The following is a 23477-nucleotide window of genomic DNA, read 5'->3' on the forward strand; positions in this document are numbered from 1 at the left end:
TGTGCTACTTCCCGGCTTCGGCCAAACCTGATTCAGCTTGGGTCCCCGCTTCGGCGGGGAATTTGCGATGCGACCTGTCTTCATCAATGTCGGCGAACGGACCAACGTCACCGGCTCGGCCAAGTTCAAGAAGCTGATCGTCGAGGGCGACTACGCCGCCGCGCTCAGCGTCGCGCGCCAGCAGGTCGAGGCCGGCGCGCAGGTCATCGACATAAATATGGATGAAGGTCTGCTGGACTCGGTCCAGGCCATGAAGACCTTCCTCAACCTATTGGCGGCGGAGCCCGACATTGCACGCGTGCCGATCATGGTCGACTCCTCGAAGTGGGAGGTGATCGAGGCGGGCCTGAAGTGCGTCCAGGGCAAGTGCATCGTCAACTCCATCTCGATGAAGGAAGGCGAGGCCAAGTTCATCGAGCAGGCCAAGGCCTGTCTGCGCTACGGCGCGGCCGTGGTGGTCATGGCCTTCGACGAGATCGGCCAGGCCGACACCGCCGACCGCAAGTACGAGATCTGCGAGCGCGCCTACCGCATCCTGGTCGACCAGGTCGGTTTCCCGCCCGAAGACATCATCTTCGACCCCAACATCTTCGCCGTCGCCACCGGCATCGAGGAGCACGACAACTACGCCGTCGACTTCATCGAGGGCACGCGGCGCATCAAGCAGAACCTGCCCCACGCCCGCGTCTCGGGCGGGGTCTCCAACGTCTCGTTCAGCTTCCGCGGCAACGAGCCGGTCCGCCGGGCGATCCACTCGGTCTTCCTCTACCACGCCATCGCCGCGGGCATGGACATGGGCATCGTCAACGCCGGCGACCTGCCGGTCTATGACGACATCGACGCCGAGCTGCGCGAGGCCGTCGAGGACGTGATCCTCAACCGCCCCCAGCGCACCAACGTCTCCAACACCGAGCGGCTGGTCGACCTGGCGCCCAAGTACAAGGGCCAGAAGGGCGAGGCCAGGGTGGTCGACCTCGCCTGGCGCCAGGCCAGCGTCGGCTCGCGCCTGGCCCACGCCCTGGTCCACGGCATCACCGACTATATCGACGCCGACACCGAGGAAGCCCGCCAGGCCGCCGAGCGCCCGCTGCACGTCATCGAAGGCCCGCTGATGGACGGCATGAACGTGGTCGGCGACCTGTTCGGCTCGGGCAAGATGTTCCTGCCCCAGGTGGTCAAGTCGGCCCGGGTGATGAAGCAGGCCGTCGCCTACCTGATGCCGTTCATGGAGGCCGAGAAGGAGGGCCAGCCCCGCCAGGCGGCCGGCAAGATCCTGATGGCCACCGTCAAGGGCGACGTCCACGACATCGGCAAGAACATCGTCGGCGTGGTCCTGCAGTGCAACAACTACGAGGTCATCGACCTGGGCGTCATGGTCCCGGCCGACCGCATCCTGGACGAGGCCAAGGCCCACGATGTCGACATCGTCGGCCTCTCGGGCCTGATCACCCCCAGCCTCGACGAGATGGTCTATGTGGCCGGCGAGATGGAGCGCCGCGGCTTCACCATCCCGCTGCTGATCGGCGGCGCCACCACGTCGAAGACCCACACCGCGGTCAAGATCGAGCCCGCCTACAAGGCCGGCTCCACCACCTATGTGCTCGACGCCAGCCGCGCGGTCGGGGTGGTCTCGGGCCTGCTCTCGCCCGGCGAGAAGGACCGCATCCAGGCCCAGACCCGGACCGAATACGCCAAGGTCCGCGAGAGCTACGCGAGAGGGCAGGGGAACCGCGCCCGCGCCACCCTGGCCGAGGCGCGGGAGAACGCTTATCGGGCCGACTTCGAGGCCTACGTCCCGCCGCGGCCGAGCTTCCTGGGCACGCGCAGCTTCGTCGCCTACGACCTGGCCGAACTGGCACGCCACATCGACTGGTCGCCGTTCTTCGCCTCCTGGGAGCTGGTCGGCCGCTTCCCGCAGATCCTCGACGACGACGTGGTCGGCGCGGCGGCCCGCGACCTCTATCGCGACGCGCAAGCCATGCTGGCCAAGATCATCGAGGAGAAGTGGTTCGAGGCCCGCGGCGTGGTCGGCTTCTGGCCGGCCGCCGCCGACGGCGACGACATCGTGCTCTATACGGGTGAGGACCGCGCCACCGAGCTGACCCGCCTGCACAGCCTTCGCCAGCAGATGCCCAAGGACAAGAGCCGCGACGACGGCGGCCGGGCCAATGTCGCCCTGGCCGACTTCGTGGCCCCGCTCGGCGGCCCGGCCGACTGGGTCGGCGGCTTCGCGGTCACCGCCGGCCACGGCGAGATCGAGGTCGCCCAGCGCTTCAAGGAGGCCGGCGACGACTATTCGGCTATCCTCGCCACCGCCCTGGCCGACCGGCTGGCCGAAGCCTTCGCCGAGGCCATGCACCGCAAGGTCCGCACCGAGCTCTGGGGCTACGCCCCCGACGAGCCGTTCGACATCGACGCCCTGGTCGCCGAGCAGTACCGCGGCGTGCGCCCGGCCCCCGGCTACCCCGCCCAGCCCGACCACACCGAAAAGGCGACGCTGTTCAAGATTCTCGACGCGCAGGCCGCCACCGGCATGGAGCTGACCGAAAGCTTCGCCATGAACCCGCCGGCGTCGGTCTCAGGGCTCTACTTCGCCCACCCCGAAGCGCACTATTTCGGCGTCGGCCGGATCGAGAAGGACCAGGTCGAGGACTATGCGCGCCGGAAGGGCTGGGAGCTGAAGACGGCGGAGCGCTGGCTGGCTCCGATTTTGAATTACGAGCCGGTCTAAGCTTCACGATGCCCCCCGATGGCACGACGGGTGCGGAGCCGCGTGGCGGGGCGACCGGCGGACCTCTGCGGCGTGAGATGGAGAGGGGTCTATCGCGGCAAGCGGGTGCTCGGCGAGTGGCTGGAGGACGGTGAACTCCAGGTCTCATCGTCGCTGGGGAGCGGCGCGGCGGGCCGATCCGAAACGGCCGTTCTTCTACTGGCGTTGAGGCGCGCGCACGGCGCCGGCGGCGTCTCGATGCTGACCCCGCAACTGGCCGAGCAGGTCTGCATCAGGCGCCGTGTCCGGCCGCGCGCTGCATGTGCCTGCCTGTCGGGTTGTGTGATGCGGCACGCGCTCGCTTTGATTGTGATATTTAGCAGTTGTTAAAGGGGCGGGGTGCAACCTGGCGTTAGGCGGTCCTGCAAAACGCAAGGCCAGAGAGTCCCGAAGAACGGGGGATAACCTCATGACCATGGCCTTAGGTCCCGCGGCGCTGGCGCCCATCGCCCCGCCGCCGTCCGAGCTTCGGACCTCGACCGAAGGGGGGAAGACGCCTGCGCCGGCAAGTCAGCTCGCCTCCGCACCGTTCCTGCCGACCGGCGCGGCTATCGCCGAGGAGACGATGGCTGCGCTCGTGGCCGAGCAGGGCGCCGTGCCCAGCGCCGTCGATTTCAAGGGGAAGGACCTCCGCGGCGTCGATCTCAGGAGCGTTGATCTGCGCGGCGCGGACCTCAGCGGCGCGAACCTTTCGGGCCTTGATCTGTCCGGCCTGGATCTGCGCGGCGCCAACCTCGACGGGGCCGACCTTTCGGGGGCGACCCTGAAGGGGGTCAGGCTCGACAACGTGTCGGCGAAAGGTGCGAACCTTGCAGATGCGACCCTGGTGAGCACCACGTTCGACGGGGCGGACTTTTCGAACGCAAAATTCGACCGCGCCTTCATCGGCAAGGAAGACAAGCAGGACATCGCGATCTGGGACATGGATCGCAGGCTTGTCGCCAACGCGGTCAAGCTCGACGGGGCCAGCTTCCGGGACGCCTATCTGCAGGGCGTCACCTTCAAGGAGACCTCGGCCGTTGGGGCCGACTTCTCCAATCTGACAGCCGACGTTGCAGGTTTCCGCGCGTCGAACCTCTACGGCGCGACGTTCGACGGCGCCTCCGGGCGCAGCCTCAGCTTCTCGGAGAGCGACCTGAGCGGAGCTGCGCTCACCAATCTCGCCATCAAGAACATCGCCGTTACATCCACGACTCTGAACCAGACGAAGTTCGCCGGCAGTTCATTGAGCGGCGTCAGCTTTGGCGCGACCAACCTGAGCGTCGCCGATCTGACGGGCGTCGTGCGCGAGGCGAAGGCGGCGAGCTTCAATAACGTCAATCTCGACGGCATCGACTTCAGCGGCTTCGACTTCTCCGGCTCCATCTTCACCGGCGCCCCGACAACTTGGACGATGCCGGATCATCGGGACGTCGTGGGCGCTGGCCCGTCGATGACGGGCACGAAGTTCGATGGGGCCAATCTGGATTCCGTCCGGGTCATCGACTGGGACACGAGCGCGGCCTCCTTTGCTGGCGCCACGGTGAGGATCTGGGCGCAGGGGGGCAGCGCAGCGTCTCTCGCGGGGACGCCTGGCGTCGGGGAATGGAGCTTCGAGCAGTTCTCCCATTTCGCGTCGCTGCGCGGGGTCAGTTCGCCTCTGCTGGGCGCTGAGCGAGCTGGCTCGAAATTGACGTCCGATGATGCTCTGGCCGCCGGCGTTTCTGGGGCTGAGGCGGCTACATCGTCGCTTGCGGATTTGGCGCCTCCTGGGGCCTCCGCCGCCAGCCGGTCCGCATCGCTCGCTCTTGAGACCCTGACGTCCATCAGCGCGCGGATGCGCGCCGCAAGAGCCGAGACGCAGGCTGAGGACAAGATCTGGGAAGGCCGGCGGCCGGATGACCGGACGCTGGCGATCGTCTAGCGCAAAATGCGATCTGATTGGACGGGATTTGCGCTAAGCTCCTCAAGTTTAGAGCATTTCTTCGCCGAACTGGTGTGCGCATTCGGGGGCAGCGCCACGGACAATTCGACGGGTAGTTGTTCCTATTTTGTTCTTGCGTTTCGCCGCCGCTGTGAGACACTGAAGCCTTCTCATTTGCTGTCGTGGGGGCGTGATGCCTTCGTCATTGCCGGGGCCTGGGCGGGCCAGGGTTCGGGCGTGCGTGCGCTATACGCCCGAGCTGGGACGGGAGATCTGCGCGCGGGTGGCGGCGGGGGAGAGCCAGCATGCGCTGGCGCGCGAGCCGGGGATGCCGTCGCGGCGGACGTTCCGCGACTGGGCGCTGCGCGAGCCTGAGTTCGGGGCGGCGTTCGAGACCGCCAAGCTGGAGGGGCGGGCGCGGCAGATCGCGGCCGACCGGGAGGCCGACCTGAGGCCGGGCACGGGCAAGCTCTGGCGCAAGATGATGGCCCAGGCCTCGCCCAAGCGGCGGCGCGGGGGCAGCGTCTCGATCCTGACTCCGGAGCTGGCCGAGGAGATCTGCCTGCGCATCGCCGGGGGCGAGACGGTGCTGGCGCTGTCGGCCGACCCGGACATGCCGTGCGCCGGCTCGATCTATGGCTGGGCGCGGCGCGACGACGGCTTTCGCGAAATGTACCTGCGCGCCAAGGAGATCGCCGCCGACCTCTATTTCGACCTGGCCCACGAGATCGCCATGGAGGCGACCGAGGACAGCGTGCGCGGCGACCGGCTGCGGGTGCAGCAGCTCCGCTGGCGGCTGGCGCTGAGCGAGCCGAAGAAATACGGCCTGCGGCGGATGCTGGGGCCGGCGCCGGAGCGGGAGCGGGACCTGGACGAGAACGGCGAGCCGCGGCCGTTCGCGATCGAGGTGGTGGACTTCGTGGAGGCGCGCGGCGGGGGCTGGCGGGAGTTGGGGTAGGCGCGGCGCCCCGGGCTGTCATCCGGGTTGGCGGAGCAAGACCGGGCCCTTGAACGCCGGATCGCGCCGGATCGCGCCGGATGCGGCGGCGGCGCTCAGTCCTGAAGAGTCGGCGCGAATGGGTCCCGGTCTTCGGCTTGCAGCCGAAACCGGGATGACGCTGGGGGGCGGCGAGGGGACGTTTTGGCCGTCAGGCGCGGCGCATGGTGAGGATGGGGACCGGGGGCTTGAGCCACTGGCCGCGCTGGTCCTTGAACTTGGTCTCGCCGTTGGTGGGCAGGGAGAGGATCTTCTCGACCACGCCCATGCCCTGGACCACCTGGCCGAAGGCGGCGTAGCCGAGATTGTCGCCCGGCGTCTTGGGATTGGCGTCGAGATAGGGCTGGTCGCCGACGCAGATGAAGAAGTTGCTGGTCGCCGTGCCGGTGGCGAAGCGGCCGAGCGAGATCGTGCCGTTGAGGTGCTTGAGCCCGGTCTTGGTCGTGCTCTCGTGGGCGATCGGCGGGAAGGGGCGGACCTTGGCGTCCGGGGCGCCGACGATGGTGCCGTCCTTGGGAACGCCGGGGGTGCGGGCGGCGCGGAAGAAGGTCCCGCCGTCATAGGACTGGGCGTCGACATAGCGCAGGAAGTTGGCGGTGGTGAGCGGGGCGCGGCGGGGCTCCAGCTCGACGACGATGGCGCCGCGGGGCGTCCGGATGACCACCCGCGGCTTGGCCGGGGCGGCCAGGGCGGCGCGCGGCGCGGCGAGGACCAGGCCGCCGGCGGCGATCAGGCGGCGTCGGTTGAAGGCGTCCATCTCGGGCTCTCCGGCGGGGGCGTGGGCCTCGCCCATAGCAGGGAATTCGGCGGCGATCAGCCCTTTGGACGGGAGGGCGTGCGGGCGGCCTGGCGCTTGGGGCCGCGGCCGTCGGAGCCGTGCCAGATCTGCATCTGGATGTCCTGGGCGTCGGTCGCATAGCGGAACTGGCCGCGGGTGAGGTCGGGGGCGCCGAGCATCTCCGCGCCCTCGCCGCCGAGGCCGTGGCAGGACGCGCAATGGGCCTGGTAGAGCGGCACGGCGCGGACGATGGCGGCCGGGTCGCGCGGGGCGCCGGCCAGGGCCAGGACGTATTCGGTGAGGTCGGCGATCTCCGAGGGGCCAAGCTGGGCCTCGTCGCCGAAGGCCGGCATGTTGCCGGGCTGCGGCCAGACGGTGAGGCGCGCCTGGGCCTGGGCCTGGGCATGGGCTTGGGCCGGCGGGTCGGCCGGGCTGCAGGCGGCCAGCGTCAGGGCGAGCGGGAGGAAGAGGCGGAGCATCGCTGCGCAGTCTAGGGCGCGTCGCGGGCGCGCGCCTAGACGGGCGTCAAATCGGCGTGGCGCCGATCGTGAACCAACCGGGCAGGACGCACGTTAACTGTCCCGGTCGCGCACGGGTTCGGCCCGGGCGCTGCGGGACCACGCTCGCTCGGAGGGCCGTGGCATGAGGGCTTTGTATCGCACGGCGGCGCTCGCCGCCTTGGGCGTGGCGTGGGGCGCGGCCCTGCCGGCCGGCGGGGCGCAGGCCGCGCCGTTCGAGGCGGTCAGCTTCAAGAAGGGCCAGAGCGCCCTGGTCTACGACGTCGGCAGCGTGCGGCGCGAGGGGGCGATGGCCCAGGCCTGGGTCTACCAGATCGTCGCCCATCCGATGGACGGGGCCAGCATGATCGCCACCTATCGCGAGTTCTCCTGCGCGCTGCGGCGGACCCGCGACATGGCCCGCCGCTTCGTCTCGCCCGAGGGCGCGACGCTGCGGGCGGTGGAGACGCCCGGCGAGTGGCAGGACGTCGCCGCCGGGGACGAGCGCTTCGACCTGATGCAGAAGGTCTGCGCGGGCGCGCCGCAGCGCATCGCCGGGCGGCAGATGTCGGTGTTCGACTTCCAGACCGTGGTCCGCGAGGCGCTGACGGCGGGGCCGCGCTAGGGCGCCTCAGCGCCGCGAGGGGATCAGCACCTTCATGGTCTCGTAGCCCTTCACGAAGATCGAGTAGCTGCGCCGGGGCTCCTCCAGCACGCGGACCTCCGGGAAGCGCTTGAGGATCTCTTCCCAGATGATGGTGAGCTGCAGCTCGGCCAGGCGGTTGCCGACGCAGCGGTGGATGCCGAAGCCGAACGATACGTGATGGCGCGCGCGGGGGCGGTCGATGATGTAGGCGTTCGGGTTCTCGATCACCTCCTCGTCGCGGTTGCCCGAGACGTACCACATGACCACCTTGTCCCCGGCCTTGATCTGCTTGCCCTGGAACTCGAAGTCGCGCAGCGCCACGCGCGACATGTGGGCGAGCGGCGTCTGCCAGCGGATGGTCTCGGAAACCATCGAGGGGATCAGGGCCGGGTCGGCGCGCAGCTTGTCGTACTGGTCGGGGTTGCGGTTCAGGGCCAGGATCGAGCCGGAGATGGTGTTGCGGGTGGTGTCGTTGCCGCCGATGATCAGCAGCGTCACGTTCGAGAAGAACTCGTCCATCGTGCAGCCGCGGGTCGCCTCGCCGTGCGCCAGCAGCGAGATCAGGTCGCCCCGCGGCGGGGCGTTCACCCGCTCGTTCCACAGCCGGATGAAGTAGTCGCGGCAGTCGACCAGGGCGTCGCGCTGTTCCTGGTAGGTGGCGACCGGGCCGTGCCCCGGTGCCGTGGTCATGACGTCCGACCAGAAGGTGAGCTTGCGGCGCTCCTCGAACGGGAAGTCGAACAGGGTCGCGAGCGTCATGGTGGTGAGCTCCTTCGACACCAGGTCGACCCAGTCGAAGGGCTCGCCGACAGGGAGGGAGTCGAGGATCAGGCCCGCGCGCTCGCGGATCTGCGGCCCCATCTCGTGCAGCCGGGCCGGCGCGACGGCGGGGCTGACGGTCTTACGCTGCACGTCGTGTTCGGGCGAGTCCATGCCGATGAAGCTGGGCGCGCCCTGGCGGGCCAGCCGCAACTGGGCCTCGGGCGGCAGGGCGCTCAGCTTCGGGACCAGGGCGATGCCGCTGGCCGAGGAGAACACCTCGTGGTTGGAGTCCACCGCCACGATGTCGTTGAACTTGGTGATCGACCAGAAGGGCCCGTAGTTGCTGTCGGGCGTGTAGTGGACCGGGTCCTCGGCCCGCAGCCGCTCGAAATAGGCCCAGTGCGCGTCGTCCCGGAAGGCCGAGGCCCTGGCCGGATTCAGCTCCTCGATGGGAACCTCGTAGGCGCGCTGGCGTCCCAGGGCGCGCTTTTCGCTCAGGGCGTCTACCATACCGTCGGCCATGGCTGTTTCCTCCACCGTCGTGCTTTCGCAGTGATTTGCGCTAAGAAAGGTCCTCCCGAACCATGTTCCGCAACTGGTCTGCTCAGGCCCTGGCCTCGTGCGGGCCGCTCGCCCAGGATCGCACGCCATGAAACGCACCCCGATCGCCCCATCGGTCGCGAGCACGCGCGCCCGGGCCCTGGAGGCGGCGGGCGGGCTGTTGCGCGAGGGCGGCGTCGAGGCCGTGCAACTGCGAACCATCGCCGCGCGGGTGGGGTCGGGCGTGGCGACGCTCTACCACCACTTCTCCGACAAGGACGCGCTGCTGGCCGCGCTCACCCTGGAAGGCTTCCACCAACTGGTCGCGGACATGGAGACGGCGCTGCGGGATGCGCGTTTTCCCCGGCCGATCGACGCGGTCTCCTACGCCTATCTGCGGTTCATGCGGAAGAACATGCATCTGCACGCCCTGATGCGCTCGGGCGAGATGCACGCCGCGCACCCCGACGTCCGGCAGGCCGAGCAGGAGGCGTTCAAGGTGTTCCGCCGCGGGGTGCAGGCCGATCCGCGGGTTCCGGAGGTCCGCGTCGACGAGGTCGCCCTGGTCTGCTGGGTCCTGGGGCGCGGGATCGCCGACGTGCTGCAGGCCGCCGCCGAACCGGGCGGCGAGGCGCCCGATCTCATCGTCGAACAGGTGCTGAGCGGCTTTTCGTTCCTGCTCTCGGACGAGTTCTCGTCGCGGCCGCGTTGAGGCGCCGCTTGGGATGGGATTGAAGGGCGGCGCCCCGCCTCCTGCGATCGTCATCCCCGGCCGCGTAGGCGCGCCGGGGATCCATACGCGCCTGGGATCGCCGGCGGACCTCGGCGTCTATGGATGGCCGGGACCTGGCGGCCCGGCCATGACGAAGCATGGGGGAAATTCACCGGACAGTCCTCCGGGAGACTGACGGAGCCGCCTGTTCTATCCTGAAGACCCTTGGGTGGAGGGTTTCGGCATGGCGAAGCTCGTCTTTGGAATGAACCAGTCCCTGGACGGCTATGTCGACCACATGGCGTTCGCGCCGGGGCCGGCGCTGTTCGGGCACTTCATCGAACAGGCGCAGGAGCAGACCGGCAGCATCTATGGCCGGGGCCTCTACGAGGTCATGCGCTACTGGGACGAGGACGATCGCGCATGGGACGCGCCCGAGCGCGACTTCGCCGCGGCGTGGCGGCGCCAGCACAAGTGGGTGGTGTCACGCTCGCTGACCTCGGTCGGCCCCAACGCCACGCTCATCGGCGGCGACGTCGAGGCGGCGATCGGCCGGGTGAAGGCCGAGCAGGCCGGCGAGATCGAGGTCGGCGGGCCGGACCTGGCGCGAAGCCTGGGCGAGCTTGGCCTCATCGATGAGTATCGGATCTATCTCCACCCCGTCGTGCTCGGCCACGGCAAGCCGTTCTTCGCCGGCCCCCGGCCGCCGCTCCGGCTCGTCGCCAACGAACTGCTGGGCGAGGATACGGTCAGGCTGACCTACGTTCCGGCCTGATCAGGGTCGTCGCGCTCGGCGATCTCGGCCTCGATGATCTCTATCAGGGTGTCGCACCGGCGCGCCTCCTCGCCCTCTCCGGCCTGATCGAGCAGGTCGCGCGCCTGTAGGAGACGGTCGCGGGCCGTCCTGCTGACCGCGGTCGAGGCCGCGAACGGCAGCGCCAGGTGCTGAGCCTGGCTGGCCTGGATGGCCGCCAAGGCCCACTCCACCGGCGCCTGGCGCGGATCGATCTCCTCAAGGATGCGGAGGCGGCAGCCGATCGCCTTCAGGACGTCGTCCTTCTCGCCGAAATGCCTGAAGCGATCGAGATGCGTGGCGGCCAGTCCGTCAAGGGCGTCCATCTCGTGGGCTGGCCAGTCGCCGTCTCCGACGGTCCGCAGCGCTGTGGAATAGGCCTGCAAGGCCCGGTCGAGCCAGGCGCGCGTCTCCGCCGCTTCGTCGGCGGCGAACCGGCATGCGTTGCCCAGATTGAGGAAGCATTGCGCCGTCTCTCCGCTGTCGGCCTGCGCCTCGGCCATGAGCGCACCGGCGGATTCGAACAGCTCGGCGGCCTCGGCGAAGTGACCAAGAGCCTGCGGGCCTTCGCTGCGCGCGCCGAGGATTTCGTGGACGACCCCGCGCCCCATCCTGAGGCTGACGCGCTGGATCAGGTCATTTTCGTCGAGCAGGGCTTCCGCGCCGGCGAAGGCGTCCAGGGCGTCGGTCAGCTTGACGCTCCCATCGTAGCCCGTGTCGAGCTGGCCCAATCTCGCCAGGGCTTCCGCATGGTATTGGCGCGCACGAAAGCGGAGGTCGGGCGGGGCGACCTCGGGCATGTGATGGAATGCGAGTTCCACATGCCGCAGCGCATCGGTCAGGATGTCGATCCTGCTGTCCGGATGCGAGAGTTCGGCCTTGGTCACCAGCAGCTTGGAGAGCCTCAGGACGGTCCCCACGTGGGCGACCGGCGAGATCTGCTCCGGGTGGTCGAGCAGGAACGCTTCGGGCAGCGGGGTAAGGCCGGGCGCGCGCAGAGCGTGCCCGAACTCCGCGACGGCGCGGTCGACCAGGTTCGCGGCGACGTGATCCTGGCTGATCCGCGCCGAGGACATCGCGATCTCGGCGCTCTCCAGGTAGGCTGCGCCGAGCAACCCGGCTTCGGCGGTGGCTGGGTCGTTGAGCACGGCGTAGCAGGCGAGCTGGTTGTCCAACAGGATGGCGGCCGCCCATTCCGGGCGCCAGCCGGCGATCTCGCGCAGGGCGTGGATGGCGCACAGGCGCGCCCGCGGGGTTTGGCCAGATTGCGCGGCGACCGCGGAAAGCAGGCTCATGGCGTTGGCGTCGCCCCCCAGGGCCAGGCGGCGCACGCGCCCGATCGAGGGCAGCACACGCGAAAGCTCCCGGCTGGCCAGGGCCTCTTCCTCGCGGCGCAGGTCCTGGCCTCGGCCGATCCGGCGGGAGATCTCGACCGCCTTGAGCAGGCCCCCGATGACCATCAGGTCCAGGGCCATCCGCAGCGCGAACGCCACCGCGCCGCCGTTCGGAAGCACAGCCCGGACGCCCGAAGGGTCCTGGTAGCCCAGCAGCTCGACATTGCCGACGATCGGCAGGGAGACGAACGCCTCTGAAAGGATGTGGATGAGGTAGCCGGCCGGCCCCTCGGCGCCCGGACCTTCGAAGGCATGGGCGCCGGTGAGGCGCCAGACCAGAAGGCTGCTCAACATGAAAACCGCGGCGAGGGCGGCCAGCGCCTCGTCGCCATAGTCCTCCCCGCCGGGGATGCGGCGATCCTGGGCGCCGAGCCCCAGGGCGCGGTCCTCCTCGTCCCAGGCCCAGCGCCGGAATACGGCCAGCACCGCGATGAGGCCCAGCGTCAGGGCGGCGACCCCAAGCGGCCACGGGGCCAAGGCGCCGATCAGGCCGGGCGCGACCAGCGCGGCCAGCAGGCGAGCCCATCTGCGCCAGGCCTTCCTCTCGTCGAGCCCGAGCCACCCCGAGACCGACACCGCCAGGCCTTGGTCTATCCGCCCCAGCCGCGGGCGGACCCAGTCCAGCGCCGGCTCGAAGGCGCGGTGTCCCCCGGCGACCAGCAGCTTGCCCAGCAGGAAGATCGCAACAGCTCCACCCAAGGCGAGCGAGAATTGAAGGAGGGAGCCTATCATCGGAGGTCCTTGTTCGATCTGAGCCGCCAAGGTCGGGCGCGGCCGAGCATCGCCTTCACCGTAGCGGACATCCACCAAAGTCCGCATTGCCGTCCCGCAGCGAATGTCTTCACATGGCGCAGCTTGGTCGCAGATCGAGGGGAGCAAATGACGGTTCGAACGGGAAGCTGTCTCTGCGGGGCGCGAGCCTACGAGATCGATGGCGACATCGACGGCGTCTGGGTCTGCCATTGTTCGCTGTGCCGGAAGGCGTCGGGCGCGAACGGGAATTGGATCCTGATCGTGCCGAGGGAGCGCTTTCGCTGGGTACGGGGCGAAGAGCACGCCAACACGTTCGCCCTGCGCGAGACCTACGCCATCACCCGTTGCAAGACCTGCGGCACGCCGTTGCCGGCCGAAACGGACGAGCGGAACATCTATGTCACGGCGGGGACGCTCGACGCGCCGCTCGACAAGGGCGTTCGCACGCACCTGTTCTGCGCTTCGAGGGCGGACTGGGATCGCGATGAACCCGACGTTCGTTTGTTCGATGAGCGTTCGAGTTGAAGACGCGCGCTCGCCAGGCTGCTGGCGAGCGTCGCCGATGCTACTCCGACGCAGAGTCAGGCAGGAGGGCTAGCGGCCTGGGCCCTTCGACTCCTTGAAGCTCGCGAGCCCCTTCGCCACGACCGTCTGCGCCGGGCTTGAACCTGGCCCGGACTTCGGCATCCGTGGGCGCCTGAACTCCCGCCATCCCATGGGAGCGGGCGAAGCCTAAAGATCCCGGGGCTTGTCGGGAGGCCGGCTGGTCGTGCGTCCTTGGGGGAGCCTGGAGGAGGAGCCGCCATGAACAATCCCGTCATCACCGCCTTCGAGCGGTCGCCCGACCGGGGCCGGGGGCTGGCGCGGGACATGCGCGTGCGCTGGGCGCTGGAGGAGGCGGGCCGGGCCTATGACGTGCGGCTGGTCTCGTTCGAGGCGATGAAGCAGCCGGCGCATCTGGCGCTGCATCCGTTCGGGCAGATCCCGACCTATCAGGAGGGCGAGCTGGCGCTGTTCGAGTCCGGGGCGATCGTGCTGCACATCGCCGAGCGCCATGGGGGCCTGTTGCCCGATGACGCCAGCGCCCGGGCGCGCGCGGTCGGATGGGTGTTCGCGGCGCTGAGCACGGTGGAGCCGCCGATCGTCGAGCGGTCGATGGCCACGCTCGTGGAGCGCGACAGGAGCTGGTACGAGGAACGCCTGCCGATCCTGGACGAACGGGTCCGCGGGCGGCTGGAGCAGCTTTCGCGCCGGCTCGGCGACGCCGACTGGCTGGACGGGGCGTTCAGCGCCGGCGACCTGATGATGGTGACGGTGCTGCGCAGGCTGGAAGGGGCGGGGATCCTGGAAGGATACCCGAACCTTGGCGCCTACATCGCCCGGGGCGAGGCGCGGCCCGCCTACCGGCGGGCCTTCGAGGCCCAGCGGGCCGTGTTCACCGCCGCAGCAGGCGGCTGACGGCGGCGCGCGGCGTCAGGCCTCGTGGGACAGGGTCTGGGCGGCGGGCTGGGCGGCGAGCAGGTCCTCGTGCTCGGTGTCGCGGAGCGCGCGCGAGACGTTGAGGCGCGTGAACAGGTGGCCGGAGGAGGCGGCCAGGGTCTCCTGGGCCAGGGTCTTGGCGCGCGAGAGGTCGCTGCTGATCCCGAGGGCGACGATGGTCACGCCCTGGGAGTCGAACGCCAGCACGGCGAAGTTGCCCGCCGTCGGCGTATGATGATCGCTCTCAGGCCAGGCCCGGAAACGGTAGGCGGCGCCTGAGGCGCCCCGAAGTTCGACAAATTCACGCATCACAAAAACCTAAGCGCCCCAGAGGCGCCAATTTCCAGAACTATCGGGCCCGAGATCGGATGATCATCGGAAGGGAGCCGAACCGGCGTATGGCGGATTCTATCGAGCGCTTTCTGCGTCGTCGCCCCACCATCTCCACACATGCGCCACTTGGCCGCGTGTTCAACGTCCTGAGGGAGACGTGGAGACTGAGCGACGATCCCAAACGCACGAGCCCCGACAGCAGTTTCATCGCCACCGGAAGGTCCGCGGCCGAGGCCGCCGATCTGGCGCGGGAGACGGCTGCGCGGTTCGCGCGGCATGGTTTCGACAAGGCGTCCGGCGCCTGGTGGGCGGTGGAGGGCGGACTGATACACCGCATCACCGTCGCGCCCAAGCGCCGTCGGCCGGTGGGGCTGGCGCTGGGGCTGGGCGCGGCGGGGCTGGCGGCGCTGCTGGTCGCCCGCGGGGTCACCGGCCGCCGCGGGCGGACCTAGCAGGCGTAGCGCCGTTCGATCACCACGCGGCGGCCGAGATAGGGGTCGTAGACCCGCTCGCGGCTGGTGCAGGTGCGCGCGCCGTAGCCGTAGGCGTAGGGCCGGGCGTAGCCGTAGCTGTCGGCATAGCCGCCGCGACCGTAGTAGCTGTTGTAGCCGCCGCCGCCGTAATAGCTGTCGCCATAGTAGCGGTTGTCGTAACGCCGCTCGTTGTTCGAGCCGGCGATGGCCGCGCCGAGCGCCAGGCCCAGCACCCCGCCGACGATGGCCGCGGCCGCAGCGTCGTTGTTGTTGTTGTTGCGGTGGCGGTCGCCGTAATAGCGGTATCGCTCGGCCTGGGCCGGGCCTGCCGTCGAGGCGATGGCGGCGGCCGCCGTGACGGCCGCGATCGTCGCTGTCAGGAGCTTTCTCATGCTCACCTCCATCCCATCCCGTCCTCACATGGGGACGGCCGGGTTCAGGCGTCAGGATCGCAAGGCCACGCTGAACGCAGGCTGAATGGGGCGAAGGCTGCGCGTAAATCGTCCAGCGGCCGGGAAATCGCCAGATTGCGGCGGCCGCGTCATGTGCTCGCCATGTTCGCCCGCTTAAGCGTTCCCCCTTTGCGCCCGCGGCTTGGGCGCGTGTTGGACGGAGCAGACGGTGACAAGACTTCCCATGGCGATCCTGGCGGTCGCGATGCTGGGGCTGGCGGCCTGCCAGGGCGGCGAGAAGGCCGCGGGCGGGGGCGATCCGAACGCCGGGCTCGATGTGGCGATCCGGAGCTGGCATGCGGACCTGAAGAGCAACGACCCGCAGTGCAAGGGCCGGGCGGACGGCGAACAGTGCCGGGCGTTCGAAGTGGCCTGCAAGGGCCTGCGCGAGGTCTCCCCGGAGGAGGCCGCGGGCGGCATGTCGGCCAAGATCGGCGCGGCGATCGGCTGGGAAGCCTGGGACAGCGTGCGCTCGGAGTACCGTCCGACCTCGGCGACCGCCGAGTTCCAGAAGGTGGGCGGCGAGTGGAAGCGGGTGGCGACCGGGCCGGTGAACCTGTCGACCTGCGTGGCCTCCTAGCTCTTCACCGCTCGCGCCGCGGATAGGCCTGGAGCACCGGGTCTTTCGCGACGCAATCCAGGACCCATTCGCGGAACGCCCTGATCTTGGGAGCCCGCCCCCGGTCGGCCGGATAGGCCAGCCAGTAGCCGCCGCCATAGTGGGCGTAGGTCTCGAACGGGGCGACCAGGCGGCCGGCGGCGATGTCGGCTGCGAACAGGATGGGCGAGGCCAGGGCCACGCCCTGCTCGCCCAGGGCCGAGGCGATCTCCAGCGTCTGGCTGTCGCCGGCCAGGCGCGGGGCGCCGGGGCGGCGCTCGCCGACCCCGGCGGCGGCGAACCAGACCTCCCATTCCTCCGGCGCGCCGATCAGCGGGGCGCCCAGCAGGTCCTGCGGGCGGTGCAGGCCGCCCAGCCGCGCGCGCATGGCCGGGGTGCAGAGCGGGGTGTGGATGTGCGGGAAGAGGTAGTGGCTCTCCAGGCCCGGCCAGGCTCCCTCGCCGTTGCGGAGCGCCACGTCCATGTTCTCGCGCGCCAGGTCGACGAGGTGGCCGGAGGTGTCGAGCCGCACCGCGATCTTCGGGTGGGCGAGCTGGAAGCCGCCGATCCGCGGCGCCAGCCATTGGGTGGCCATGGTGTGGACGGTGGTGATGGCCAGCACGCCCTCGCCGGTCTCGGTGAGGTCGGAGAGCGCCGTGCGCAGGGCGGCCATCGCCTCGCTGGCGGCGCGCGACAGCCGCTCGCCCGCGGCGGTCAGGGCGACCTCGCGCGGCAGGCGCAGGAACAGCGCCTGGTCGAGCCGCTTCTCCAGCGCCTTCACCTGCCAGCTCACCGCCGCCTGGGTGACGCCCAGCTCCTCGGCCGCGCGGGTGAAGCTGCGCAGGCGGGCGGCGGCCTCGAACACGCGGATGGCGCTGAGCGGGATGGAGGCGAGGATGTCAGCCATAAGCAGTCCTGATGTGTAGAGCAGGAGGACCCGTTTGTCACCGATCCCGGTTGCGCCGATCTTCCCCTTACGGAAAAGCGATCAGGACGGATCAGGACCATGGAAGAGTTGCATAGAATCCATAAGGACGTTCCCTTCGGTTGGGTGCTCTGGCTGCAGGAGGTGTTCGGGCAGGGCGCGCGCAAGGGCGCGGTGCGCCAGGGGCGGGCCGGTCCGCGCAAGGCGCCGGCCGCCGGCTATACGCCCGGGGGCCTGCACTGTCTGTCGGGGCCGCACTAGGCGGTTGACGGGCGCGAACAAATAGCGAACATAGCCGGTGATCCTGAAGGGGAGCCGCCGGCATGAAACCGAAGATCAGCCTCATCGGCCTGGGCGTGCGCGACTTCGCCGCGTCGCTGGCCTTCTACCGGGACGGCCTGGGCTTCCCGACCCACAACCACCAGGAGGGCGAGGACTTCGCCATGTTCCGGCTGGAGGGGACGTGGCTGTCGCTCTATCCGCGCGACAAGCTGGCCGAAGACGCGACGGTCGCCGACGACGGCCGCGTCTTCAGCGGCGTCGCCCTGGCGCACAATGTCGGCTCGAAGGCCGAGGTGGACGCGGTGTTCGCCCACGCCGTGGCCGTCGGCGCCCGGCCGGTGAAGACGCCGCGCGACGTCTTCTGGGGCGGATATTCAGGCTATTTCGCCGATCCGGACGGCCACCTGTGGGAGGTGGCCTGGAACCCGTTCACGGACCTGACGTGAGGGCTATCCGGTTTTTCCTCCCCCATTCATGGGGGAGGGGGACCGGCGCAGCCGGTGGCGGGGCGGCGGCTGGCGATGAGCTTGGGGCTCGCCCCCTCCACCACCCTTCGGGCGGTCCCCCTCCCCCGCTGCGCAGGGGAGGAAAAGGGGGCGAGGCGCTGCGGTCGCGGGGCGATCCGGGAGGGAGGCTACTCGGCCAGGTCCTGGAAGTAGGGCTCGACCTCGCCCCGCAGCTTGACGGTCATGGCGTTGCCCTTGCGGTCGACGGTCTTGCCGACGCTGAGCCGCACCCAGCCTTCGCTGACGCAATATTCGTCGACATTGGTCTTCTCGACGCCCTTGAAGCGGACGCCGACGCCGCGCTCCAGCGCTTCGGCGTCGTGATAGGGGCTGGCCGGGTTGACGGAGAGCCGGTCGGGGGGCGTGCGGGTGTCGCTCATGGCGCCCGATTAGCCTTCCTGGGCGCGATTGCCAACCATCCTAGCGGGCCGGCGGGAAGACCTGGGCCCAGTCGTCCTTGACGCTGACCACCTGGATGCCGAACTCGGCGGCGCGGTCGAGGGTGTCGGTCAGGGGGCTGAGCTTGAAGTCGCGGTCGTAGGCGCTCTCGCGCACGTCGTCGTCGTGGTGGACCAGCAGGGCCAGCCGCCGGCCCGGCCCGTCGAGGGTGTAGCGCAGCATCGCCTGGTCGCCGTCGGAATTGCCGAAGGCCAGGATCGGGCGCCGGCCGATGTGCAGCCCGATATTGGCCGGCTTCACGGCGCGGTCGTCGAAGCTGCCGAGCTGGGCCAGCTTCATCAGCTCGAAATGGCCGCCGGCTTCGCGCAGCTCGAGCTGGACGCTGCTGCCGATCACCTGCTCGGGCGGCACGCCGTAGACCTGTTCGGCGAAGGCCCGCATGAAGTCGACGCCGCCGCCCGAGACGATGAAGGTCTTGAAGCCGTTCTCGCGCAGATAGGCCAGCAGCTCGAGCTGCGGCTGGTAGACGGTCTGGGCGTAGGGGCGCTCGAGCCTGGGGTGCCGGGCGCTGGCCATCCACTGGCGCACCTCGTCCTGGAAGGCGTCGACGGACATGCCGGCATGGATGGCGAAGGCGAACTCGAACACGCCCTGCTTGCCCAGGGCGTGGATCGTCGCCAGGTCGTGTTCGAGGAAGGCCTTGAACGGCTGGCGCTGGGCCAGGCTGGGATCGGCCATGGCCATGGCCGAGGCGCGGTCGTGGCTGAACAGCACCTGCACCTGCAGCGGCTGTTCGCACCAGAGGGTGCCGTCGTTGTCGAACACCGCGATGCGCTCGGGCGCGGGCGCGAAGTCGGGGCCGCCCGGCGTGGTCACGGCGGCGACGAAGTCGACGATGGCGCGGCGGGCGGCGCCGTCGGTCCAGGACGGGAGCGATTGGGTCAAGGGCGGCCTCCAGGTTGGGGCGGAAGCTTTGCGCGCGGACCGGAGGCGGCCTATCGGGGGTTTCCCTGCGGCGGGCGGAGAGATTCTGCGGAGTTTGCGCAGGACCGCTCCGCCCGGGACGTCTAGCGTCCGTTGAGCGAAGCTGCGCGAGGGAGGAACCGTGAGCCGGGTATTCGGGAAGGTCTGCCAGAACGGCTATGTCGTGCGCGACATCGAGGCGGCCATGGCGCACTGGATCGACGTCATGGGCGTCGGCCCCTGGTTCTATATCGAGGACGTCAGGACCGACTGGTTCAGGCATCGCGGCGCGCCGTCGGACGTGAAGATGTCGATCGCCCTGGCCAATTCCGGCGACCTGCAGATCGAGCTGATCCAGCAGCGCAACGACGCGCCGTCGATGTACAAGGAATTCCTGGACGCGGGCCTGGAGGGCCTGCAGCACATGTCCTACTGGACCCACGACTATCAGGGGCTCTACGACAAGGCGCTGTCGCTGGGCTACGTGGTCGGCCACGAAGGCGCGATCGGCGGCGAGAAGGGGCGGTTCGCCTATTTCGACACCCAGGCGCACCCGGGCACGGTCGTCGAGATCTCCGACATCAGCGGGACCAAGGGGCGCACCTTCGAGCACATCCGCAGGGCGGCCGAGGGCTGGGACGGCGCCGACCCGATCCGGACCTTCAGGTGACGGGCGGCCCCTAACGCAGGGTCAGCCGCACGGGGTCCAGCGCCGTCTTCGGCGGATAGTGGTCGCCGAGCAGGCGGCTGCCGTCCATCGAGAGCGCGGTCGGGATGACGAGCTCGCCGGCCAGGCCGGTGGTGATCGCGCCGAGGTCGAGCGTGGCGATCTCCATGCGGTGGGTGCGCGCGCTGCTGTCGGCGACGGTGATGACCGCGCCCGACGGGCCGATCTCGATGTTCGGGTCGGCGAGATAGACCGAGAGCATGCCGCCGTGGGCCTCGAACCGCACGTTGCCGACGAACAGGCCGCGGCCCACCGGCCGCCCGTCCGCATCCAGGCGCAGGTCGCCGCCCGGCGCCGCCGCGAAGGTGAAGCCGCCGTCGGCCGCCCGCTCGGCCCCGCCCATGGTCTCGATCACGCCGCCGGCGGATTCGACATAGCCCCGGAAGCTCTGCTTCACGCCCCAATTCAGCGACCCGGCCATCTGCTTTCTCCCCAACTCGATGCGGCACGCAAACTAGCGCAGTTCTCGCGGATGCGAAGGGCCGCCGCGCGCGTCAACGCCCCCTTAAGCCGCCGCCCGGCAGGATAGGCTCGCCCTCGCGCGACGAGGGTCCTTGCGACCTGGGAGGTCGGCATGTCGGTGACCCGGACGTCCAACGTGCGGCGGACCCACGACCATTTCGAGCCGGATGCGGCGCTCGACCCGCAGGCGCAGCGTCGGCTGCGCGGCCATATCGAACAGATCGACTACACGGCCTACGCCTCCAACCGCGAGGTGATCGGCCAGATGCTGGGCCAGGCCGACGCGGCCAGGTTCCAGAAGCTGGCGGTCGCCGCGGCCCTGGCGCGCGGCCAGTGGGTGGCCGAGGCGCTGGCGATGACGGAAAACCCGCAGCCGCTGACCTCCAGCCAGATCGAGCGGCTGGGTTCGCTGCGCAGCGCCTATGAGGAACTGACCGAGGCCTATGAGGCCATGCGGCGGATGGTCGAGCGGGGATACCTGGTGTTTCCCGGATGAGCCTCGGCTTGCGATCGAAGCACTGAAGATTCACCACCAAGCCCACCAAGACCACAAAGGGGCGCGGTGAGCGCGGGCGGCTTGGTGGTGGGATGCTGACGTCGCTGGCGCGCCGTCTTCGGGTCGGGGGCTCAGACCACCAGCCTTCCGACCGGCTCGCCGCCGAGGATGGCGGCGACGCCGCGCAGGGCCTGGGCCAGCACCGCCTGCTTGGCCGGGCCGCCGAGCGAGATGCGCAGGCCGGCGGGGGCGTCCGGCGTGGTCGCGAAGGCGTCGGCGGTGACCAGCGACAGGCCCCGGCCCTGGGCGGTCTCGCGCAGGCGCTCGCCCGGCCAGTGGTCGGGAGTCTCCAGCCAGATGTGGATGCCCTCGGGCGAGCCCTTGGCCTGGGGCAGGATCTGGCGGGCGAGGGCCTGGCGCTCGACCGCCTCGGCGCGGACGGCGGCCAGCACCTTCTCGGCGGTCCCCTCGCGGATCCAGGCGGTGGCGATGGCGGCGCTGAGCGGGGCGGGCATCAGGGTGGTGGCGCGCAGGGCCTCGGCCAGGCGCTGGGCGGCGCCCGCGTCGGGAGCGGCGACATAGGCGATGCGCAGGCCCGGCGACAGCGCCTTGGCGGTGGTGGCGACGTGCCAGACCAGCTCGGGCGCGAAGGCGGCGAGGGCGGGCAGGGGATCGGCCGGCAGGCGGCCATAGGCGTCGTCCTCCAGGATCGGCACGCCGGCGGCGCGGGCGACGGCGGCGACCTCCTGGCGGCGGGCCTTGCCCATCGTGGCGGCGGTGGGGTTCTGCTGGGTCGGGATGCAGTAGATCGCCCTGGGCGAGGCCTCGGCGCAGAGCCGGGCGAGGGCGTCGGGGACGAAGCCCTGGTCGTCGACCGGGCAGGCGACCAGGCGCAGGCCCAGCAGCGCCGCCAGCGAGCGCATGCCGGGATAGGTCAGGGGCTCGACGATCACCGCATCGCCGCGCCGGGCCAGCAGGGCGAGCACGGCGGCCAGGGCGGCCTGGGCTCCCGGCGTCACCAGCAGCCGCTCGGGCGGGATCTCGCCCAGGCAGGGCGCCAGCCAGGCGGCGCCGGCGCTGCGCTGGGCCAGGGAGCCGCCGGCCGGATGATAGGCCATCAGCGCCTGGGGATCGGTGCGCTCCAGCACGCCCTGCGCCGTGTCCTTCAGGCGTTTCCCGAGGTTGAGGCCCTTGGGCGGCGGCGGCAGGTTCATGGAGAGGTCGATCAGCCCGGCCTCGTCCTCGGCCGCCCGGCCGGCGACGAAGGTGCCGCGGCCGACCGCCCCCTCGACCAGGCCGCGGGCCCGCGCGGCGGTGTAGGCGCGGGTGACGGTGGTGAAGTCGACCCCGAGGGCGGCGGCCACCGCCCGCTGCGGCGGCAACTGCTCGCCGGCCTGCAGTTCGCCGTCGGCGACCGCCGCCTCCAGGGCGCGCAGGATGCCCAGATAGATCGGGCCGTCGCCGCGCTCGACGCGCCGCAGCCAAAGGGTCGCAGGGGAGGCCATGCTTGCTATCCGCGATCAGAATCCATACATTGATATTCAATTGTAGGCATCAATGCAACGATTGTATGTAGGAAATGGCCATGGCCGACGTCGCCCCCACCTATGATCCCCCGCTGCCGATCATCTCGGGCCTGACCTGCCGCTGCCCCCGCTGCGGCAAGGGCAAGCTGTTCAGCGGCTTCCTGAAGATGGCCAGGGAATGCGAGGCCTGCGGGCTGGACCTCTCGTTCGCCGACCCGGCGGACGGCCCGGCCTTCTTCGTGATGACGGCGATCGGGATGATCGTCATCGCCGTCTTCACCTATGTCGAGGTGGTCTATCACCCGCCGCTGTGGGTGCATGCGGTGACGGTGTTCCCGGCCCTGATCCTGGGCTGCCTGGCGGGGCTGCGGCCGGTCAAGGCCTGGCTGGTGGCCTCGCAGTACTTCCACAAGGCCGAGGAGGCGCGGTTCTCCAGCCTGGGCGGCCACGGCGAGGGCGGCTTCGGCCATCGCGGCAAGGCGCGCGACCGGGCGGCGTAATCGTCCGAAATTCGACCTGTGGTAGGGTGCTCTAGGCGCCACGCCCGCGCATTTTGTGGTGGCAAGTCCGCCCGCGGAACAACTGCGACAAGAATGTTAATTGGAAGGACTCAGGGCCTCGGTCATAAAGGCGCCATCGTTTCGACGCGGCGCCGGGATCGGCGACGAAGTCCGCCTGTGGGGACAGGCTAAAAGGGCGCTTCCGGCCATGGTCGGGAGCGCCCTTTTCTTTGCGCGGCTTCAGAAAATGACGTGCTCGGTTCCCCACCAGAGCGGCGAGCGCGACAGGTCGACGAAGCGCTTCTCGTCCTCCAGCAGCAGGGCGCCGGCCGCGCGCGCCGCCTCGCCATCGGCGCCGGCCATGTCCTCGAAACTGTCCCACCAGAGCTGGGCGACGCCGTCGAAGCCCTCAGGGCCGCCGCGCGCGGCCTGCAGGCCGGCGGACGCCTCGGCGGGCAGGCTGTGCAACTGCACGTAGCGGCGAATGCGCAGCACGTCGCGGACGCTGGCCACCAGCGGGGCGTGGGTGTTTCGCCAATAGTCCTGGAACTGCTCGCGGGTCAGCTCGGGCCGGCGGACCAGGGCGAAGGTGAGCTTGATCATGGGGCACTCCGGATCTGACGGGGGTCATCCCGGTTTCGGCTGGAGGCCGAAGACCGGGACCCAGGCGGCTGACGGACATGGCGACGCCTGCGCCGCCGCCTGCTCCATCCGGTGGTCCCGGACAAGCGCGGCGCGCTTTCCGGGATGACACCGGTTTTTCCTCCGGCAGCGGCTGGCGCAAGCTGCTCGGCGGATTTTGAAACACCAA

27 protein-coding genes are annotated in these 23477 nt (G+C 70.0%); 15 read left to right on the top strand and 12 right to left on the bottom strand.

All coding sequences use genetic code 11. The features are described 5' to 3' along the window. Positions 1-67 precede the first annotated feature (67 nt). The 3 genes from metH to RTL41_RS04375 all read left to right on the top strand — a co-directional run bounded on the left by metH (position 68) and on the right by RTL41_RS04375 (position 5631). A complete protein-coding gene (gene metH, locus RTL41_RS04365; protein ID WP_312161713.1) occupies positions 68-2731 on the top strand; it encodes a methionine synthase in 2664 nt (887 codons plus the stop codon). A 448-nt stretch (positions 2732-3179) separates the two neighbouring features. After that, a complete protein-coding gene (locus RTL41_RS04370; RefSeq protein WP_312161715.1) occupies positions 3180-4673 on the top strand; it encodes a pentapeptide repeat-containing protein in 1494 nt (497 codons plus the stop codon). A gap of 241 nt (positions 4674-4914) precedes the next feature. Further along, the gene (locus RTL41_RS04375; RefSeq protein WP_312161717.1) at positions 4915-5631 is read left to right on the top strand and encodes a hypothetical protein; all 717 of its coding nucleotides are present in this window, start codon (positions 4915-4917) and stop codon (positions 5629-5631) included. A 190-nt stretch (positions 5632-5821) separates the two neighbouring features. On the opposite strand, the gene RTL41_RS04380 is transcribed toward RTL41_RS04375, so the two are convergent. Both RTL41_RS04380 and RTL41_RS04385 read right to left on the bottom strand, forming a co-directional pair. Then, complete coding sequence (locus RTL41_RS04380; protein ID WP_312161718.1) at positions 5822-6427, bottom strand: peptidylprolyl isomerase; 606 nt, start codon at positions 6425-6427, stop codon at positions 5822-5824. Between the two features lie 56 nt (positions 6428-6483). After that, the gene (locus tag RTL41_RS04385) at positions 6484-6927 is read right to left on the bottom strand and encodes a c-type cytochrome (RefSeq protein ID WP_312161719.1); all 444 of its coding nucleotides are present in this window, start codon (positions 6925-6927) and stop codon (positions 6484-6486) included. 163 nt (positions 6928-7090) lie between these two features. Between RTL41_RS04385 and RTL41_RS04390 the strand changes: the two genes are divergently transcribed. Further along, the gene (locus RTL41_RS04390; RefSeq protein WP_312161721.1) at positions 7091-7570 is read left to right on the top strand and encodes a surface-adhesin E family protein; all 480 of its coding nucleotides are present in this window, start codon (positions 7091-7093) and stop codon (positions 7568-7570) included. Between the two features lie 6 nt (positions 7571-7576). On the opposite strand, the gene RTL41_RS04395 is transcribed toward RTL41_RS04390, so the two are convergent. Then, positions 7577-8875: a cytochrome P450 gene (locus tag RTL41_RS04395; RefSeq protein ID WP_312161722.1), complete on the bottom strand. Its 1299-nt coding sequence runs from the start codon at positions 8873-8875 to the stop codon at positions 7577-7579. A 127-nt stretch (positions 8876-9002) separates the two neighbouring features. Between RTL41_RS04395 and RTL41_RS04400 the strand changes: the two genes are divergently transcribed. Further along, positions 9003-9605 (top strand): TetR/AcrR family transcriptional regulator, encoded by a 603-nt coding sequence (locus RTL41_RS04400; RefSeq protein ID WP_312161724.1) that lies wholly within the window; start codon positions 9003-9005, stop codon positions 9603-9605. 244 nt (positions 9606-9849) lie between these two features. Next, positions 9850-10380 carry a dihydrofolate reductase family protein gene (locus RTL41_RS04405; RefSeq protein ID WP_312161725.1) on the top strand — a complete coding sequence of 177 codons (531 nt, stop codon included), beginning with the start codon at positions 9850-9852 and terminating at the stop codon, positions 10378-10380. Here RTL41_RS04405 and RTL41_RS04410 read toward each other — a convergent pair. Then, positions 10365-12524 carry a hypothetical protein gene (locus RTL41_RS04410; protein ID WP_312161726.1) on the bottom strand — a complete coding sequence of 720 codons (2160 nt, stop codon included), beginning with the start codon at positions 12522-12524 and terminating at the stop codon, positions 10365-10367. The genes RTL41_RS04405 and RTL41_RS04410 overlap by 16 nt on opposite strands. A 9-nt stretch (positions 12525-12533) precedes the next feature. Between RTL41_RS04410 and RTL41_RS04415 the strand changes: the two genes are divergently transcribed. Beyond that, positions 12534-13070, top strand: coding sequence for a GFA family protein (locus RTL41_RS04415; RefSeq protein ID WP_312161727.1), 537 nt, complete (start codon positions 12534-12536; stop codon positions 13068-13070). A 279-nt stretch (positions 13071-13349) separates the two neighbouring features. Next, positions 13350-14003 carry a glutathione S-transferase family protein gene (locus RTL41_RS04420; protein ID WP_312161729.1) on the top strand — a complete coding sequence of 218 codons (654 nt, stop codon included), beginning with the start codon at positions 13350-13352 and terminating at the stop codon, positions 14001-14003. Between the two features lie 15 nt (positions 14004-14018). On the opposite strand, the gene RTL41_RS04425 is transcribed toward RTL41_RS04420, so the two are convergent. Continuing rightward, complete coding sequence (locus RTL41_RS04425) at positions 14019-14333, bottom strand: hypothetical protein (RefSeq protein WP_312161731.1); 315 nt, start codon at positions 14331-14333, stop codon at positions 14019-14021. 89 nt (positions 14334-14422) lie between these two features. Here RTL41_RS04425 and RTL41_RS04430 point away from each other — a divergent pair, with 89 nt between their 5' ends. Continuing rightward, the gene (locus RTL41_RS04430; RefSeq protein ID WP_312161733.1) at positions 14423-14809 is read left to right on the top strand and encodes a hypothetical protein; all 387 of its coding nucleotides are present in this window, start codon (positions 14423-14425) and stop codon (positions 14807-14809) included. Here RTL41_RS04430 and RTL41_RS04435 read toward each other — a convergent pair. Beyond that, positions 14806-15222, bottom strand: coding sequence for a hypothetical protein (locus RTL41_RS04435; protein ID WP_312161735.1), 417 nt, complete (start codon positions 15220-15222; stop codon positions 14806-14808). The genes RTL41_RS04430 and RTL41_RS04435 overlap by 4 nt on opposite strands. A 229-nt stretch (positions 15223-15451) precedes the next feature. Here RTL41_RS04435 and RTL41_RS04440 point away from each other — a divergent pair, with 229 nt between their 5' ends. Further along, on the top strand, positions 15452-15862 hold the full coding sequence (locus RTL41_RS04440; protein WP_312161737.1) for a hypothetical protein: 411 nt from the start codon (positions 15452-15454) through the stop codon (positions 15860-15862). A 4-nt stretch (positions 15863-15866) separates the two neighbouring features. Here the strand turns inward: RTL41_RS04440 and RTL41_RS04445 are convergent, their stop codons facing one another. Then, complete coding sequence (locus tag RTL41_RS04445; RefSeq protein ID WP_312161740.1) at positions 15867-16787, bottom strand: LysR substrate-binding domain-containing protein; 921 nt, start codon at positions 16785-16787, stop codon at positions 15867-15869. Positions 16788-16895: 108 nt separating this feature from the next. Here RTL41_RS04445 and RTL41_RS04450 point away from each other — a divergent pair, with 108 nt between their 5' ends. Both RTL41_RS04450 and RTL41_RS04455 read left to right on the top strand, forming a co-directional pair. Continuing rightward, the gene (locus RTL41_RS04450) at positions 16896-17066 is read left to right on the top strand and encodes a hypothetical protein (protein WP_312161742.1); all 171 of its coding nucleotides are present in this window, start codon (positions 16896-16898) and stop codon (positions 17064-17066) included. A gap of 62 nt (positions 17067-17128) precedes the next feature. Then, entirely contained in the window at positions 17129-17533 is a 405-nt protein-coding gene (locus RTL41_RS04455) for a VOC family protein (protein WP_312161744.1), read from the top strand. A 188-nt stretch (positions 17534-17721) separates the two neighbouring features. Here RTL41_RS04455 and RTL41_RS04460 read toward each other — a convergent pair whose 3' ends face one another. Both RTL41_RS04460 and RTL41_RS04465 read right to left on the bottom strand, forming a co-directional pair. After that, positions 17722-17973, bottom strand: a complete 252-nt coding sequence (locus RTL41_RS04460; RefSeq protein WP_312161746.1) for a DUF3297 family protein — start codon at positions 17971-17973, stop codon at positions 17722-17724. Positions 17974-18013: 40 nt separating this feature from the next. Continuing rightward, positions 18014-18937 carry an HAD family hydrolase gene (locus RTL41_RS04465; RefSeq protein ID WP_312161750.1) on the bottom strand — a complete coding sequence of 308 codons (924 nt, stop codon included), beginning with the start codon at positions 18935-18937 and terminating at the stop codon, positions 18014-18016. A 160-nt stretch (positions 18938-19097) separates the two neighbouring features. Between RTL41_RS04465 and RTL41_RS04470 the strand changes: the two genes are divergently transcribed. Then, positions 19098-19625: a VOC family protein gene (locus tag RTL41_RS04470; protein WP_312161753.1), complete on the top strand. Its 528-nt coding sequence runs from the start codon at positions 19098-19100 to the stop codon at positions 19623-19625. Positions 19626-19635: 10 nt separating this feature from the next. On the opposite strand, the gene RTL41_RS04475 is transcribed toward RTL41_RS04470, so the two are convergent. Continuing rightward, positions 19636-20103 carry an HtaA domain-containing protein gene (locus tag RTL41_RS04475; RefSeq protein WP_312161754.1) on the bottom strand — a complete coding sequence of 156 codons (468 nt, stop codon included), beginning with the start codon at positions 20101-20103 and terminating at the stop codon, positions 19636-19638. Positions 20104-20256: 153 nt separating this feature from the next. Here RTL41_RS04475 and RTL41_RS04480 point away from each other — a divergent pair, with 153 nt between their 5' ends. Beyond that, positions 20257-20640 carry a hypothetical protein gene (locus tag RTL41_RS04480; protein ID WP_312161756.1) on the top strand — a complete coding sequence of 128 codons (384 nt, stop codon included), beginning with the start codon at positions 20257-20259 and terminating at the stop codon, positions 20638-20640. A 131-nt stretch (positions 20641-20771) separates the two neighbouring features. On the opposite strand, the gene RTL41_RS04485 is transcribed toward RTL41_RS04480, so the two are convergent. Next, the gene (locus tag RTL41_RS04485) at positions 20772-22145 is read right to left on the bottom strand and encodes a PLP-dependent aminotransferase family protein (protein ID WP_312161758.1); all 1374 of its coding nucleotides are present in this window, start codon (positions 22143-22145) and stop codon (positions 20772-20774) included. Positions 22146-22225: 80 nt separating this feature from the next. On the opposite strand from RTL41_RS04485, the gene RTL41_RS04490 reads away from it, so the two are divergent. Continuing rightward, positions 22226-22666 carry a DUF983 domain-containing protein gene (locus tag RTL41_RS04490; protein ID WP_312161759.1) on the top strand — a complete coding sequence of 147 codons (441 nt, stop codon included), beginning with the start codon at positions 22226-22228 and terminating at the stop codon, positions 22664-22666. 240 nt (positions 22667-22906) lie between these two features. Here RTL41_RS04490 and RTL41_RS04495 read toward each other — a convergent pair whose 3' ends face one another. Further along, complete coding sequence (locus tag RTL41_RS04495; protein WP_312161760.1) at positions 22907-23269, bottom strand: EthD domain-containing protein; 363 nt, start codon at positions 23267-23269, stop codon at positions 22907-22909. Positions 23270-23477 lie beyond the last annotated feature (208 nt).

This window comes from Phenylobacterium sp. (genome assembly GCF_031984885.1).
Taxonomy (GTDB): domain Bacteria; phylum Pseudomonadota; class Alphaproteobacteria; order Caulobacterales; family Caulobacteraceae; genus Phenylobacterium.